The organism is Streptomyces roseofulvus, from assembly GCF_039534915.1.
Classification (GTDB): domain Bacteria; phylum Actinomycetota; class Actinomycetes; order Streptomycetales; family Streptomycetaceae; genus Streptomyces; species Streptomyces roseofulvus.
Window position 1 is genome coordinate 411,846 of the sequence record NZ_BAAAWE010000001.1, and the last position, 14,974, is coordinate 426,819.

The 14,974-nt window shown below is 76.2% G+C and carries 13 protein-coding genes; 6 read left to right on the plus strand and 7 right to left on the minus strand.

What is annotated here, in order from left to right:
* Window positions 1–2: 2 nt before the first annotated feature.
* From pgsB to ABFY03_RS02045, 5 genes are all read left to right on the plus strand, one after another.
* On the plus strand, window positions 3–1,673 hold the full coding sequence (pgsB, locus tag ABFY03_RS02025; RefSeq protein ID WP_346168958.1) for a poly-gamma-glutamate synthase PgsB: 1,671 nt from the start codon (window positions 3–5) through the stop codon (window positions 1,671–1,673).
* Window positions 1,674–1,731: 58 nt separating this feature from the next.
* A complete protein-coding gene (locus tag ABFY03_RS02030; protein WP_319013522.1) occupies window positions 1,732–2,214 on the plus strand; it encodes a poly-gamma-glutamate biosynthesis protein PgsC/CapC in 483 nt (160 codons plus the stop codon).
* A 28-nt stretch (window positions 2,215–2,242) separates the two neighbouring features.
* Window positions 2,243–3,325 (plus strand): C40 family peptidase, encoded by a 1,083-nt coding sequence (locus ABFY03_RS02035; protein WP_346168959.1) that lies wholly within the window; start codon window positions 2,243–2,245, stop codon window positions 3,323–3,325.
* A gap of 70 nt (window positions 3,326–3,395) precedes the next feature.
* Window positions 3,396–4,121: a dienelactone hydrolase family protein gene (locus tag ABFY03_RS02040; RefSeq protein ID WP_319013520.1), complete on the plus strand. Its 726-nt coding sequence runs from the start codon at window positions 3,396–3,398 to the stop codon at window positions 4,119–4,121.
* Between the two features lie 93 nt (window positions 4,122–4,214).
* On the plus strand, window positions 4,215–4,589 hold the full coding sequence (locus ABFY03_RS02045) for a hypothetical protein (RefSeq protein ID WP_346168960.1): 375 nt from the start codon (window positions 4,215–4,217) through the stop codon (window positions 4,587–4,589).
* 76 nt (window positions 4,590–4,665) lie between these two features.
* On the opposite strand, the gene ABFY03_RS02050 is transcribed toward ABFY03_RS02045, so the two are convergent.
* Complete coding sequence (locus tag ABFY03_RS02050) at window positions 4,666–5,436, minus strand: hypothetical protein (protein WP_346168961.1); 771 nt, start codon at window positions 5,434–5,436, stop codon at window positions 4,666–4,668.
* Window positions 5,437–5,671: 235 nt separating this feature from the next.
* On the opposite strand from ABFY03_RS02050, the gene ABFY03_RS02055 reads away from it, so the two are divergent.
* Window positions 5,672–6,529 (plus strand): hypothetical protein, encoded by an 858-nt coding sequence (locus tag ABFY03_RS02055; RefSeq protein ID WP_346168962.1) that lies wholly within the window; start codon window positions 5,672–5,674, stop codon window positions 6,527–6,529.
* A gap of 85 nt (window positions 6,530–6,614) precedes the next feature.
* Here the strand turns inward: ABFY03_RS02055 and ABFY03_RS02060 are convergent, their stop codons facing one another.
* Genes ABFY03_RS02060 through ABFY03_RS02085 form a run of 6 tightly spaced genes read right to left on the minus strand, consistent with a single transcriptional unit; the run spans window position 6,615 to window position 14,952 of the window.
* Window positions 6,615–8,360, minus strand: a complete 1,746-nt coding sequence (locus ABFY03_RS02060) for an ABC transporter ATP-binding protein (protein ID WP_346168963.1) — start codon at window positions 8,358–8,360, stop codon at window positions 6,615–6,617.
* On the minus strand, window positions 8,357–10,099 hold the full coding sequence (locus ABFY03_RS02065; protein WP_346168964.1) for an ABC transporter ATP-binding protein/permease: 1,743 nt from the start codon (window positions 10,097–10,099) through the stop codon (window positions 8,357–8,359). The genes ABFY03_RS02060 and ABFY03_RS02065 overlap by 4 nt, the downstream gene beginning before the upstream one ends.
* Window positions 10,096–11,205 carry a SagB/ThcOx family dehydrogenase gene (locus tag ABFY03_RS02070; protein ID WP_346168965.1) on the minus strand — a complete coding sequence of 370 codons (1,110 nt, stop codon included), beginning with the start codon at window positions 11,203–11,205 and terminating at the stop codon, window positions 10,096–10,098. Before ABFY03_RS02070 ends, ABFY03_RS02065 begins: the two co-directional genes overlap by 4 nt.
* An 8-nt stretch (window positions 11,206–11,213) precedes the next feature.
* Entirely contained in the window at window positions 11,214–12,590 is a 1,377-nt protein-coding gene (locus tag ABFY03_RS02075; RefSeq protein WP_319013513.1) for a YcaO-like family protein, read from the minus strand.
* Window positions 12,587–14,101, minus strand: a complete 1,515-nt coding sequence (locus ABFY03_RS02080) for a CocE/NonD family hydrolase (protein ID WP_346168966.1) — start codon at window positions 14,099–14,101, stop codon at window positions 12,587–12,589. Before ABFY03_RS02080 ends, ABFY03_RS02075 begins: the two co-directional genes overlap by 4 nt.
* Entirely contained in the window at window positions 14,098–14,952 is an 855-nt protein-coding gene (locus ABFY03_RS02085; RefSeq protein ID WP_346168967.1) for a hypothetical protein, read from the minus strand. The genes ABFY03_RS02080 and ABFY03_RS02085 overlap by 4 nt, the downstream gene beginning before the upstream one ends.
* Between the last annotated feature and the right edge of the window lie 22 nt (window positions 14,953–14,974).

The window sequence follows — 14,974 nt, forward strand, 5'->3', positions numbered from 1 at the left end:
GCGTGCTCTACCTCTACTTCGTCCTCCTGGTCAGCAGCCTCGTCCTGCTGATCGCGGGCATCGTGGAACAGCGCAGGCACTACGCCGCCCTCCACGTCATCCCCGCCCGGGTCCTGGTCAACGGCATCCGGGGCAAGTCCTCCATCACCCGCCTGTGTGCGGGCGCCCTGCGCGGCGGCGGGCTCGTCACGGTCGCCAAGACCACGGGCACGGCCGCGCGGTTCATCCATCCCGACGCGACCGAGGAGCCGGTCTACCGGAAGTTCGGCATCGCGAACGTGGTGGAGCAGATCGGCATCGTGCGGCGGGCCGCCGCCTACCGGCCGCACGCGCTCGTCATCGAGTGCATGGCCGTGATGCCGGCGCTCCAGGAGGTCAACCAGAGCAAGCTGATCCGCTCCACCATCGGCGTCCTGTGCAACGTCCGCGAGGACCACCTGGCCGAGATGGGCCCCACCCTGGACGACGTGGCCCGCTCGCTGTGCCGCTCGATGCCGGAGAACGGCATCTGCGTCACCGCCGAGAAGGAACGTTTCGCCATCCTGCAGGAGGAGGCCGACGCCCGGAACTGCCGACTCGTCTACGCCGACCCCGAGTCGGTCACCGACGCGGAGCTGCGGGGCTTCAGCTGGTTCACCTTCAAGGAGAACGTGGCGATCGCCCTCACGGTCGCCGAGCTGCTCGGCGTCGAACGGCAGGTCGCCCTCCAGGGCATGTACGACGCTCCGCCGGACCCCGGCGTCCTCTCCGTGGAGCGTTACGTGACGCCCGAGGGCAAGCGCCTCGCGTTCGCCAACGTCTTCGCGGCCAACGACCCCGAGTCGACGCTGATGAACGTCAACCAGCTGCTCGATCTCGGTGCCGTCGGCCGTCCGCTGAACGTCGTCGTCAACTGCCGGCCCGACCGCGTCGAGCGCAACGGGCAGATGGGCGAGATCATCCCCGACCTGAAGCCGGACAACGTCTTCGTCATCGGCCACCCCTCCAGGAGCGCCATCGACGCCATCCCCGCCGCCTGGCGGGACCGGGCGGTCGACCTGGGCGGCGAGCGCCGCCCGGCCGAGGAGTTCATGCCCGCCATGCTGGCCGCGATGCCCGACGGTTCCTCGCTCGTCGCCGTCGGCAACATCCACGGCCAGGGCGAGGAACTGCTCGAGTACCTGGCCGGGCTCCCGGCGGACGAATCCCCGGCCGCGCCGGCCCCGGTCGCCGCCGCCCCGGAGGCCCCGGACGGCCGGGCGGACGCGGAGCCGCACGAGACGTCCCAGACCCTCCGGATCCCGCGCCTCCGGATCCCGGCACGGAGCGGTGACGCCCGCCCGGTGGCGGAACCCGTCCCCGACGCCCGCCCGGTGGCGGAACCCGTCCCCGACGCACGCCCGAGACCGGCACGCGCTGCCGCTCCGTACCCGGCGGCTGAGCCCGGCGGCGCGCACGCGGCCGCGGGACCCTCCTTCGACACGTACCCGGCAGCGGGACCCGGCTCCGACGCGCACGCGCAGCGGGCGCAGAGCCCGGCGCCGGGCTGGTCCCGTGACGCCGAGCGGGCGTGGCCCGGCTCGGCGGCGGGGCGGCGCGACGGGCTGCCCGGGCGGCCCGAGGACCCCGCCGCGTCGTTCGGCTGGTTCGACACCCCCGACGACGGCGACGAGCGGCCGCCGGCCCGCTCCTGAACCGCCCGCCGCTTCCCACCCACCCGCCTCCTCCCCGTACACGCGCCCGGAGCCCCCGTTGACCACCGCCGCACTGACCCCCGAGATGGCCGCCCTCGGCATCGCCATCGGGCTGCTCTTCTCCCTGTTGTGCTACCTCACCACCAACCTCTCCCCCGGCGGCATGATCACCCCGGGCTGGCTGGCCCTGACCCTCATCGAGGACCTGCAGCGCGCGGCCATGGTCGTCGGCGTCACGGCCCTCACCTACGCGGGCACCCGGCTCATGCAGCGGCTGGTGATCCTGTACGGCAAGCGCCTCTTCGCCGCGGTGGTGCTGCTGGGCGTCCTGCTCCAGGCCACCGTGATGATCGTCCTGTCGATCGAGTTCCCGCTCATGTACGGCAACCAGACCCTGGGCTTCATCGTCCCCGGCCTCATCGCCTACCAGCTGGTCCGCCAGCCGAAGGGTCCGACCCTGCTGGCCACCGCCACCGTCTCGCTGACGGCCTACATCGTCATCGCCGCCGGCCTGCTGCTCGGCGTCATGCCCGCGGTCTGAGCCCCGCCCGAGAATCAGAGGAAGAACCATGCCAGGGAAGAAGAAGTCCCGTCCGGTCCTCTCGGGCCTCGTCGTGCTCGGGCTCGTCGCCGCCTCGGGGTACCTCACCCTCGAACTGCGCGCCCAGGAGGAGCGGGGCGTCACCGAGGTCCGTGACGTGGGGGTCCTGGACGGCACCCGGGCCAAGACCGCCGGCGCGGCCGCGAACCCGTCCGAGCAGCGGTGGTCGCGGCTGGAGAACCCGGCGCGCAGCGTGCTCCGCGGTGCCGACGGCCAGGTCAAGGCGGTGCTGACGGACGGCGCCCGCACGGCCACGCTCAAGGGCCCGGCGCGCACCTTCGCCGAACCGGCCTCGACCTCGTCCAAGGTCTCCACGACCGACTGGGTGCGCCTCCTGCCGAAGCGCTGGACCAAGGACGCCCAGGACTCGACGTGGTTCAAGGAGTGGTACGCCGAGTACGCGACCAGCCGGGAGGACGACGTCTTCGCCTTCGCCTTCCAGTACGTCGCGGGCGCGGCGCCGCGCAAGGACGCGCAGGGCCTGGTCGTCGCGGGCGACGCGAACTTCGGCCCGCTGAACACCTCCGGCGCGGAGGGCGGCGACCTGCGCCTCGAACAGTCCGACTTCTACGACTTCCTGGGCACCCCGTACCCGTTCCGCGACGGCGCCGTCGGCACGCCCGAGGCCCTCCGCGCCCGGTCCCTGGACTGTTCCGGTTACATCCGGATGGTGATGGGCTACCGCGCCCGGTACCCGCTGATGTCCTCGGACACGTCCGGCGACGGCCTGCCCCGTACCGCGAACGGCATGGCGCGCTCCGGCGAGGGGACCGACGTCCTGCCCCTCACCGGCATCGCGGCGAAGGACCGCCCGTCCGCGATCGACCAGCTCCAGCCGGGCGACCTCGTCTTCTTCAAGCTGGACACCCGGACCGGGCAGCGCCTCGACCACGTGGGCATGGTCCTCGGCCACGACACCGAGGGGCACCTGATCTTCGTGTCGAGCCGGGAGGAGGTCAACGGTCCCACCATCGGCGACATCGGCGGAGTCTCCCGCCTGGACGGCAACGGCTACTACGCCAAGACCCTCCGCAGCGCCAAGCGCCTCTGAACCGCCGCGGTCTTCCGCCGGCAGCGGAACGCGGGCCGGACGGGCCGGATGATCACTACTGTCCAGGCCCATGACGACAGTGACCACGCGCACGATCGAGTACGCGGCCGACGGCCGGACGATGTTAGGGCACCTCGCACTTCCGGCCGGTGTGGACCGCCGGCCCGCGGTCCTGGTCGGGCCGGAGGGCGTGGGGCTCAGCGACGTCGAGCGCCACCGGGCCGAGGCGCTCGCCGAGCTGGGATACGTGGCGCTGGCCTTCGACCTCCACGGCGGGCGCTATCTGGGCGACCCCGAGGAGATGCTGGCCCGTTGCCTGCCGCTGCTCGCCGACCCCGACCGGATGCGGGGCATCGGACACGCGGCGCTGGACGTGCTCCGCGCCGAGCGGCGGACCGACCCCGACCGGATCGCCGCCGTCGGCTACGGCACCGGGGGCGCCATCGCGCTGGAACTCGGCCGCGACGGCGTCGACCTGCGCGCGATCGCGACCGTCAACGGCCTGACCACGGGCCGACCTGGCGAGGCGGCGCGCATTCACTGCCCGGTGTGGGCCGGAGTCGGGTCGGAGGACCCGATCATGTCACGCGCGCAACGGGACGCGTTCACCGCCGAGATGGAAGCCGCGGGCGTCGACTGGCGCCTCGTGGTCTACGGCGGCGCCCTGCACGCCTTCCACCACCCGCCGGTCGACCACACCACGCGCCCCGGAGTCGGCTACCACCCCCAGCACGCGCGGCGCGCGTGGCGGGACGTCGTCGACCTGCTCGGGGAGTGCCTGCCCGTCACGGAGTGATCCGGTCACCGAACTGCCGTTCCTCCCCCGGCGTCCGGATTACCCTTGCCACGACCACGAGCATGTCCACGATCGAACGAGGGGGGTGCGCCCATGCCGTACGAGGTCGGCGCGCAGGTGAGGCTCGTCAGGGATGTCCAGGTCGGCGGGAGCGGCACCGCGGGGAGGACCGGCTCCCCCGGTCCGCTGTTCCTCGCGGAGGGGCTGCGGGGCGTCGTCACGGGCTCGGCGCCGAGGGAAGCGGGCGGGAGGAGGGCCCAGGACGCGCTCGCCGAGTTCGACCGGCGCGTCGGCGGCCAGCGGTTCGACGCCCACGCGGCAGGGCTGTTGGGGAACCTGCGGGACCAGATCCTCCGGCAGGGAGCGGTCGACTCCGGAGGCGCCGGGGCCGGGACCGGCTACCAGGTGCGCTTCGAGAACGGGTTCGTGCTCCACGGTCTCGCAGAGGACCTCCTGGCCCGCGCCTGACGGCGTACAAATCGCCGAACCTCCCTCCGTCGGAGGGAGGTTCGGTCGCGCGGGGTCGGTGACGTCCCCGCTCGGGTCAGGCCGGGTAGACGAGCGAGCCCAGCGGCGGGCAGGGCAGGAGCGTGGTCCCGGCGCCGGGGCGTTCGACGAAGGCCCGCGCCTCGGCGGCGCGTCGGCGGCGGTCGTCCAGGTCGTCCGCGTACCAGGCGTCCTGCCGGGCACGGGTGTAGTCCCACGCGTCGTCGATGAGACTGAGGCTGGTGTTGCCGGCGCTGCGCTCGAACTCCGCCTTGACGGCGGCCTGTCGGAGGGCGGTCTGGAGCGCGGCGAGTTCGATACGGGTGCCCAGGACGCCGGGGGTGTCCGGTTCGCGGGTCGGCATGGGCGCCTGCGGGAGGAGCGACACCCCGGTGTCGAGGCGGCCGAGGTTGTGGACGCTCGCGTCCTGGGCCTCTCGCGCCATGGTGTGCATCTCCCGGTGCAGCCAGAAGAACTCGTCGAGGTCGGCCTGGGTGACCCGGATCCGCTGGTACAGGGCCTGGAAGCGCGGGTCGTGGTGCAGCGGCCGCATGGGGGCGGCGTGGAGCCCGACGCAGTCGTTGAAACCGGCGGACACGGCGGCGTCGAGGTGGTGCAGGGCCTGCTCCGTCCGACCGTACGCGAGGGCCACCGCGCCGAGGTTCGTGTGGCCCGGGAGGGCGAGCCAGGCGCCGTCGGGGCCGAGCGACGCGGCTCGGGCGATGATGTCGTGGAGTCCCGCGGTGACCGCCGGGGTGGGGCCTTGGGTCAGCAGCTCGACCAGCACGTCGTGAGCACGGTCGATCAGTGAGTGGACGGTGTCGGCCATGGATCTCCTCGGACGTCGGTCGGTGGTGACGAGCGGGGGACGGGTGCGTCCCGCGCTCCCCTGGGGGATGACGGGCGGCCGGGGCAGGTGGTTCCTGACGGCCGGTCGACACTGAAGTCCGCTGCACCGTAGGGGAGTTGCCGGACCACCGCAGTCTTGCGCATATCCGAGAATCGTTCAACAATCCTGCACAGCACTCCAAGGGGCGAATCCGTCGTGAAACAGGAGCGTGCCGATGCGCTGGTGGAGACGCAGCACTCCCGATCCGTCCGCGGTCGCCGACGGCCTGCGCGATCGCGCCGACCATCTGGCCCTCACGCGGCCCGAGACGCCCGAGGCCCTGGCGGCCGCCCGCGACGCCGCCGCGGCGGCCGCCGAGCTCGTGCGGACCGTCGGCGATCTCGCCGGCCGGCGGCGGCTCGCCCGGGCGCTGTGGCGCGAGACGTCCGCGCTGCTGCTCTGCGGACGGGGCCACGAGACGGAGGGGCCGGCCCGGCGCTGCTGGGAGACGTGCACCCTGCTGCTGACCGCGCGTGGCCTGGGGGACGCGGCTCAGGACGACGAGCTGACCGGGGAGGTGGTGGGCTACCTGGGGGTGCTCACCGCCGCCTGCCACGCGTACGGACGTCCCGAGGACGTGCCGCGGCTGCTGGCGGCCGGCGAGGCGGCGGTGGCACGGAGCGCGGGGCCGCGTACCGAGCAGGCCCGCGCCCGGCTCGACGTCTTCCCGCTCGCCCCCGCGGCCGACGCCTACGCCGCGGCGCGGATCGCGGGGCAGTGGCCCCTGGTCGCCCTGGAGACGACGCGGGCGGTCGTCGTCGGCAAGCGGGCCGCCGAGACGCTCCGGCGGCACGCGCACGAGGGGCCGACCGAGGTGGTGGAGTTCGCCCGCGCGCTGCAGCTGGTGAGCCGGCTGCTGTGCGTCTCGGACCGGATCGAGGAGTCGGCGTCCGCGCTCGACGAGGCGATCACGGCGATGTCGGGATGGGCCCGGCGCGGGCCCTCTCTCGCCGCCTTCCTCCAGGGCCTGCGCGCCGAACGCGCGGGCCTGGACGCCCTCCTGGCCCACCGCGCGCGTCGCGGTGGGGCGTAGGTCAGCCGCTGCGGACCGCCCGCGCCGCCACCGGAACCGTGCTCGCCGCACGCGGGTGCGGGAGGGCGCGCGGGCGGCCGCCGGGTCAGCGTCGGGCGAGGGTGCGGTGGAGGGCGCTGCCGGGGCGGGCGGTGAGCTCCTCCCAGGTGCCCTCCTCGGTGACGCGACCGGCTTCGAGGACGGCGATGCGGTCGGCGCGGCGGATGGTGGCGCGGCGGTGGGCGATGACGACGGTGGTGCGGCCGGGGTGGTGGAGGGCCGCGGCGAGTTCGGCGTCGCCCGTGTTGTCGAGGTGGGCGGTGGACTCGTCCAGGATCAGGACGCGGGGCTGCGCGAGGAGGGCGCGGGCCAGGGCGATGCGGGCCCGCTGGCCGCCGGAGAGGGTGGCGCCGCGTTCGCCGATGACGGCGTCCATCGGGGCGATCCGGTCGACGCCGCAGCGGCGGGCGGTCTCCACGAGGAGGTCGTCGTCGGCGTCGGGGGCGGTGAGCCGCAGGTTCTCGGCGAGGGTGCCGTGGAAGAGGGGGGTCTCCTGGCCCACCAGGGCGACCGCCCGCCGGAGTTCGGCGTCGTCGACGTCGCGCAGGTCGACGGGGTCGCCGGTGGCGGGCAGGAGCTGGGCCGTGCCCTCGGCCGGGTCCCAGAAGCGGGCGAGGAGGTGGGCGCAGGTGGACTTGCCGGCGCCGGAGGCTCCGACGAGGGCGAGGGTCTGTCCGGCGGGGACGGTCAGGTCGACGCCGTCGAGGACGGCGGCGCCGCCGTAGTCGAAGTGCACCCGGTGCAGCCGGACGCCGAGGGGGCCCGGGGGCAGTGTGCGAGGGGCGGTGGGCGGCGGGGCGAGGGCGGGGGCCTTGACGGCCGCGCCGACGCGGGCGGCGGCGGCGCGCAGGGAGACCGCCTGGCTGAGGGAGCGGGCGGCTTCCGCGACCGGGCCGAGGACGGCCAGGGCGAGGGCCATCGCCGCCGGGGCCCAGGCGCCGTGCAGGCGCCCGGAGGTGACGGAGTGGGCGGCGGTGGCCACCACGCCGAGGACGGCGGCCACGATGAGGAGGTCGCGGAGCGCGGCGGCGGCGGCTTCCGCGGTCGCCTCCGCGCGCTGGGCGTCGCCCAACCGGCGTCCGTGGTCGGCCAGCCGGCGGCGGCGGGCGGGGAGGGCGCCGAAGGCGAGCAGTTCGCGGAGTCCGTCGACGGTCTCCACGGTGTCGGCCGAGAGCGTGGCCAGGGCGGCCCGGGTGCGGGCGCCGTGTGCCGCGCGGCCGCGCGCCTGGGCGAACGGTGCCGCGGTGAGCAGGGCCGCGGTCGGCAGCACTGCGGCGAGCAGCCAGGGCTCCACGGCGGCGAGGACCACCGCGCCGCCGGTGAAGACGGTTCCGGCCGCGAGGAGTTGGGCGGTGGTGTGGGCGTAGAAGAACTCCAGCGCCTCCACGTCGGCCATCGCGGTGGCGGCGAGGTCGCCGCTGCGCCGGCCGGCGACCCGGGCGGGCGCGCTGCGGGCGAGGCCGTCGAAGACCCGGACGCGGAGCGCGGCGAGGACCCGGTAGGCGAGGTCGTGGGAGAGGTCCATCTCGCGCCAGGTCATGAGGGTGCGGAGGAGGACGAGCGCGGCGAGGGCGGCGACGGTGCCGGTCGAGGGGGCCTCGGCCTCGATGACGGCCGTGCCGACCGCGTGGGCCGCCGACGTCAGGAGGGCGACGAGCGCGCCCTGTTCGAGGAGGGCGGCAGCGCAGGTGCGGGCGGTCATGGCCCGGTGTTCGGCCAGGGCGGGGAGCAGGGCGCGCAGGGCGCCCCGGTCGGGTGCGGTCGGGGTGGTGGGGCGGCTCTGGGTGGTCATGCGGCGACGTCTTCCGGGTGGGTGCGGCCGGCCGCGACGAGTCGGGCGTAGACGCCGCCGGCCTCGACCAGGTGGGTGTGGTCGCCGGTGGCGTCGACGCGTCCGGCGTCGAGGACGACGATGTGGTCGGCGTGGCGGACGGCGGCGAGCCGGTGGGCGATGACGAGGACGGTGCGGTCACCCGCCGCCTCGGTCAGTGCGCGGACGATGTGCGCCTCGCGGCGTTCGTCGACCGAGCTGGTGGCCTCGTCGAGGACGAGCACCCTGGCGTCGGCGAGGAGGGCACGGGCGAGGGCGAGGCGCTGGCGCTGGCCGCCGGAGAGGGTGGCGCCCCGTTCGCCGAGGACGGTGGCGTAGCCGTCGGGGAGGGCGGTGATCTCGTCGTGGACGCCGGCGGCGCGGGCCGCCGCCGCGAGGTCGTCGTCCGTGGCGTCCGGGCGGGCCGCGCGCAGGTTGTCGGCGATGGTGGCGTGGAAGAGGTAGGTGGTCTGGGAGACCACCGCGACGCCCTTCCGCAGGGCGTCCAGGGTGTACGCGGTGGTGGGGAGTCCGTCGAGGGTGATGCGGCCGTCGCCGGGGTCGTGGTGGCGCAGGAGCAGCGCGAGGAGGGTGGACTTGCCGGCGCCGGAGGGGCCGACGAGGGCGGTCGTACGCCCGGCGGGGGCGGTGAAGGTGACGCCGTCCACGGCGGGTGCCGAGGCGCCGTCGTAGGTGAACCCGACGTTGTCGAAGCGGAGTTCGGGGGCCTTCGGCCAGTCGGCGGGGGCGGTTCCGGTGTCGCGGACGGCGGGTGCGGCGGTGCGCAGGGCCGCGATGCCGTCGGCGGCGGACGCCCCCAGGTATCCGGCGTGCCATTCGCGGGCGAGGTCGCGGACCGGCCGGAAGCATTCGGACGCCAGGAGCAGCACCAGGTAGGTGCCGGTCGCCGTGGTGGCGCCGCCGACGGCCGACCAGCAGGCGAGGAGCGCGGCGGCGGCCGTGCCGCCCTGGATGGCGAGGTCGGTGATGCCGGTGGTGACCAGGGAGACCCGGAGCTGGGCGACGGTCGACCGGTGCAGGGCCGCCGAGCGCTCCTCCAGGCGGGCGCGGGTCCGGCCGACGGCGCCGGCGGCCCGCAGGGCGGGCATGCCCTGCAGGGCCTCCAGGTAGTCGGCGCCCAGCCGTTCGTACGTGTCCCAGTGCTCCCTGCCACGGGCGGCGAGGAGCCTGTCCCACGCGCGGGGGCCGAGGAGGGCGAGGAGCAGGGCGGGGACGAGGCCGAACAGGGCCGTGGGTTCCACGGCGGCGGTGACCGCGAGCAGGAGCGGCGGGACGGTGAGGGTGATGAGGAGCTGCGGCAGGTAGCGGGAGACGTACGCGTCGACTCCCTCCACGCCGTCGACGAGGGTGGTGCGGACGGCTCCGGCGCGGGCGGTCGTGAGGTATGCGGGACCCAGGCTGCCGAGGCGGGCGAGGAGTTCGTCGCGCAGCGCCACCCTGACCTCGGCCCCGGCCCGCGTCGCGGTGCGCCGCTGGCGGGTGGTGACGGCGGCGCGGGCGGCGACGACGACGAGGACGGCGGCGAGGAGCCAGGGCAGGCGTTCCGTCCGTCCGCGCGCGAGGTCGGCGAGGGCGAGGGCGAGCAGGACGGCCTGGGCCAGGTGGGTGAGGGTGACGGCGCCTTGCAGGAGGGTGGCGGCGAGCAGGGAGCGCCGGGCGCCGCGGGTGGCGCGGCGCAGTTCGGGGTGGACGACGGTCACGGGGTGTTCTCCTCGTCGGCGTGGCGGGTGCCGAGGGCCAGTGCGTGGACGATCCAGTCCCTGCCGGGCGGCGCTCCGAGCGCGGCACCGAGGTCCGCCTGCTGCCAGGATCCGACGGGCCGGGCGGCCAGGCCGTGGCGCCGGGCGGTGAGGTGGGCCAGGTGGACGGCGTAGCCGGCCCGCAGGTGGGTGCGGCGGATGTGCGGCGCGTCGGCGTCGGCGGGGCAGCCGCGGGCGAGCAGCACGGCGCCCGCGCCGGCGATCCACGCCTGTCCCGCCGCCCAGGCGGCGAGCGTGGGCCGGGCCTCTCCGGCGGCGGTCCGGCGCAGGCCGGCGCCGTCGGGGGCCGCTTCCAGGAGGCCGGGCCGGGGGCCGCCCACGGCCGCGCACCAGCGCAGGTCGTCGCCGCCCGCCCGTGCGGCGGTCGTGAGGACCGCCAGGAGGGCGTCGGCGGGTGGGGTGCCGGGCAGGGGAGGCGGGTCGCTGCGGCGGGCCAGGAGTTCGGCGGGGGTGGGGGTCGGCGGCGTCGGGGACGCGGGGCCGGGCGGCGGTACGTGGACGGTGGCGAGGGCGGTCGCGTGGGCGCCGTGTCCGTCCGGGCACAGCACGGGCTCCGCCGAGCCCAGCGCCCGGGCCGCGAGGTGCAGGGCGGCGGCGTGCCCGGTGTCGAGGAGCAGGAGCGGCCAGGCGCGGTGGGCGTAGTGGGAGGCGGTGCGCTGTGCGGTGACGGAGAGCTCGGCGGTCAGGCCGGGAGGCGTCCCGTCGGCCGGTCCGCCGAGGCGGTGGGCGCGGTGGCGCAGCGGGTCGTAGCCGTACCGTCCCGGTGGCAGGGAGCAGCCGTCGCCCACGACCAGCACGGTGTCCACCGGGTGGAGCGCTCCGGCGGAGGAGGCGGGCCGCAGGCGTCCCGAACCGTCGGCGGCGGCCAGGGAGAGCCGCAGGAGGGCGTCCAGGTCGAGGTCCGCGGGGCCGGCGTCCGGGAGGGCGAGCGGCGGTCCCGGCCAGGCGGGGACGGCCGCTCCGGCGGGGGTGTCGGGGCCGGGGCGGCGCGCGGAGCGGGCCTGGGCGAGGGCGGCGGGGAGGTCGTCCGGTTCGGGGTGGTTCACGGTGGTCCTCACATGTGCGGCGGAGGTGCGAGGGTGAAGTCCTCCGGGCCGCCGGGCGCGGTGGCGCGCCAGCCGCGCCGGAGTGCCGTGTCGGCGAGCCTGGGGCAGCCGAAGTAGCCGAAGGCGGCGGGGGCGTTGGGGAGGAGTCCGGAGACGAGGACCCGGGCGACGCGCAGCGAGGTCTCGGCCACGTCCTCGGTGGTCAGGTCGAAGGTCATGACGCGGTGGCCGCCGAAGTGGAGGGCTTTCAGGAGCCGTTCGCGGCTGCCGGGCTCGATCGCGTGGACGGGCACGGTGCCGTGGGCGGGTTCGGTGAACCGCCGGGCTTCGGCCGCCATGCGGGGGTCGAGCCACACCTGGACGTGGGCGCCGAGGTCGCGGACGTGCTCGAACCGCTCGCCGCACACGTCCAGGTAGCGGGAGTCGGCGCGGTGGTCCAGGTAGAGCCCGCGGGCGAGCAGGCCGAGGTCGACGGCCTGGAAGACCCAGCCGTCGGGGCCGGTGAGGCCCTGGGTGAAGACCCAGGTGTGGACCGCTTCGAGGACGGCCTTGCGGGCGGCCTCGGCGGGGTCGTACTTGCAGGCGAAGCCGGCGGCATAGAGGCCGAGGGCGGGGTCGTGGACGAGCGCGCCGACGCAGGGGGCGAACTCCGAGGGCATCTCGACGAGGTGGACGTCGAGGGCGGAGCCGGCGAGGTCGTCCAGGAGGCCGGGCACGCTGGCGGGGTCGATGCCGCGGGTGGGGCCGTCGAGGTGCCACCAGAGTTCGAGGGCGTCGCGCTCGACGATCTCCAGGAGGCCGCGCTCGACGGCGTCGTCGAGTCCCTGGCCGGTGGCGATGCCCGCGTAGTTGAGGTGGTGGGTGCGGGGCAGTTCCCGCAGGTCGCCCTGGCGCCAGTTGAGGTGGGTGAGGGCGACGGGCGCCCAGACCTCGCTGGTGGCGCCGTCGGGCAGGTGCTCGGTTCCGCGCGTCCAGAGGGAGGGGGTGTCGGGGGTGAGGCGCCGGTAGGGGAACCTCTCCCGTTCGTACTGCCAGGGCGCGTAGGCGGGCAGGTCCTCGGGGCCGTACAACCGCATTCCCTTGTCGGCGAGTTCGGCGGCGGTGGCGCGCAGCGGGGCGTCGGGGTGGCCGGGCGGCGGGACGCGGTTGCCGCAGTACCGCTCGACTCCTTCGGCGATGGCGGCGATGCGGGCCTGCTCGGGGTCGCCGAAGGTGGTGCCGAGGGAGACCCGGTCGGCGGGCCACAGTCCGTGCCGGCGGGCGTCGGATATCTCGGCGGTGAGAGCGGTGTAGCGGGGTGGTGTGCCCGGGGGGTGCTCGACGGGCTTGACCTTGCGGACGAGGCCGCAGACGGGGTCGACGAGGGCTTCCAGCGGCAGCGTCATCGCAGGATCTCCTGGGCGGGGTCGATGGTGGCGGGCGGTCGGGCGGGCAGGACCTGCAGGGTGAGCGTCACGCTGTCGGCGTCGACGTCCCGGCGGGAGGCGAGGAGCCGGGTGGCGGTGACGGGGTCGTCGCCGTTGTGGGGGTGGCGGGCGTGGGCCGGGAAGTGGTGTCCGGCGATCTCCACCCGTAGCCGGGTGCCCGCCGGCAGTCGGCGCGCGACACGGCCCAGCTCGATGGCGAACTCCCCTGGAACACCCGCTGGTTGTGCGCGACGCAGGACGCCGGCGGCGAGCCGCTCGGCGGTCCCGTGCGGGGTGAGGGCGACGAGACGGGCGGCCCAGTCGGCGGACGGGGTGTCGGCGGTGGCCCGCAGCCGCACGCGGACGGGCCCGACGGCGTCGAGGGGGCGCGGCAGCGGTGGGGTGGCCAGGAGGAAGCGGTCGGGCACTCCCCCGGTGGGGACGGTGAGGTCGTCAGAGCGGACGGGGTGGTCGGGGTCGGCGGTGAAGGCGGCACCGCGCAGGGGCCTCAGCCGAGGTGAGCGGGGTTCCGTGGCGGTGTCGGCGGGCAGCCACTGGTCGCTGCCTCCGAGGGCGACGGCGCCGTGCCGGCCGGGGGCGAGGTCTCCGGCGAGGGCGCGGCGGGCCCAGCGGACGTACAGGGCTCCGAGGTTCAGCCGGTGGGCGGGGCGGGCGTCGGGCCCGGGTGCGGTGACGAGCCCGTGCCCCCAGGGGCCGAGCAGCAGTCGCGCGGCGGGGCCGCCCCAGGCGCGCCACAGCCCCACGGTGTCCTCGGCGAAGGGGTCGTGGTGGCCGCCGACGGCGAGGAGCGGCACCTCGGCGTGGGCGGCTCGGGCCGTGAGCCGGCCGCGGTCGTGGCGCTGCCACAGTCCCGTCCAGGAGGGCAGGGGCCGGCCGAGCCGGTGGGGCAGGGCGGTCAGCGGCAGACGGGTGAGCAGGGCGGGGTCCTCGGCGAGGGCACGGGCGAGCGCGCCCTCGTCGGAGGTCGGCCGGTCGCCGTGGGCGGCCCACCAGCCCGCGCGGGCGAGGAGTCGTTCCGGGCCGGTGGGTTCGCGCGCGGTCTCGGCCGCGCCGAGTGCGGGGACGGCCGCGATGACGGCGTCGGGGCGGGCGTCCTCGGGGGCGTCGAGGGCGAGGGTGGCGGCGCAGTGGGCGGCGTAGGAGGCGCCGACGGCGACGAGCCGCCCGTCGCTCCACGCCCGGCGGCGGATCCATCGGGCGGTCGCGGCTCCGTCGCCGGTCTCGTTCTCGTACGGCCGCCACCGGCCCGCGGAGGCGTACCGGCCGCGGACGTCCTGGACGACGGCGGCGAAGCCGTGACGGGCCCAGGCGCGCGCCTCCGCGAGGTGGCGGGTGCGGTCGTAGGGGGTGCGGATGAGGACGGCGAGGAAGGGGCCGGGGCCTTCGGGGAGACGTACGTCGGTGGCGAGACCGCCGACGCGGACGGTGTGCGCCGCGGCCACCGGGGCCCCGACGGCTCCCGTGGTCACCCGTCCCTCCTCGGCGTGGGGGCGACCGGGGGCACCGGCAGGACGGGGTGCTCGGTGACGGTCAGCGTGCGCAGGTCGACCGCGCGGAGGCGGCGGCGGGCCGGGAGGCCCTCGGTGTCCGGGGCGTCGGTGGCCCAGCGCCGGAGGTCGTCGGCGAGGAGGGCGGCGAGCAGCGCGGCGGCGGGGAGGGTGGGGCGGACCGGGGTGCCGGACGTCCGGGGCCCGGTCCAGTAGGCGGCCAGCTCGCGGTGGGCGGGGGTGGCGGCGAGGCGGCGGGAGCGGACGTGGGCGGCGGTGACGTCTCCGGTTTCGGCGGCGAGCGGTTCGACGTACGCCTGCCAGCCCTCGCGGTGGCAGCGCAGCCAGGCGACCCCGTGACCGGGGAGCCGGTCGGCGGCGTCCCAGAGTCCGTCGGGGACGGGTCCGTCGAGGCACCAGACGACGGCGGCGGGGTTCCCGTCGAGCAGGGCGTCGAGGTCCGGGGGCCGCACCTCCGGGGCATCGGCCGCGGGGGCCGTCCGGGGTGCGGCGCCGAGGGCGGTCAGGTGGGCGGCGAGGGGGCCGGTCAGGGCGGGCGCGCCGAGCAGGCGCACGGCGCGTCGGGCGGCGGGCCACTGGGGTGCCGGGGGGTCGTCGGCGAGGTAGCCGGCGTTCTCGAAGGCCCGTACGACGCGCCGCAGTTCCTCGTCCTCGGGGGTGGCGTCGGCGCCGGTGAGCCGGGCGAGCAGCGCGTTCTCGTCGGCGTCGCGGGTCCTGACGCTGAGGAACTCTCCTGCGGGGGTGCGGACGGCGAGACCGCGGCTGGGCACGGCGACGACGTCGACACCGGGGGCGAGCCGGCTGCGGGTCACGGCGTTCTCCTGACGACGGGGG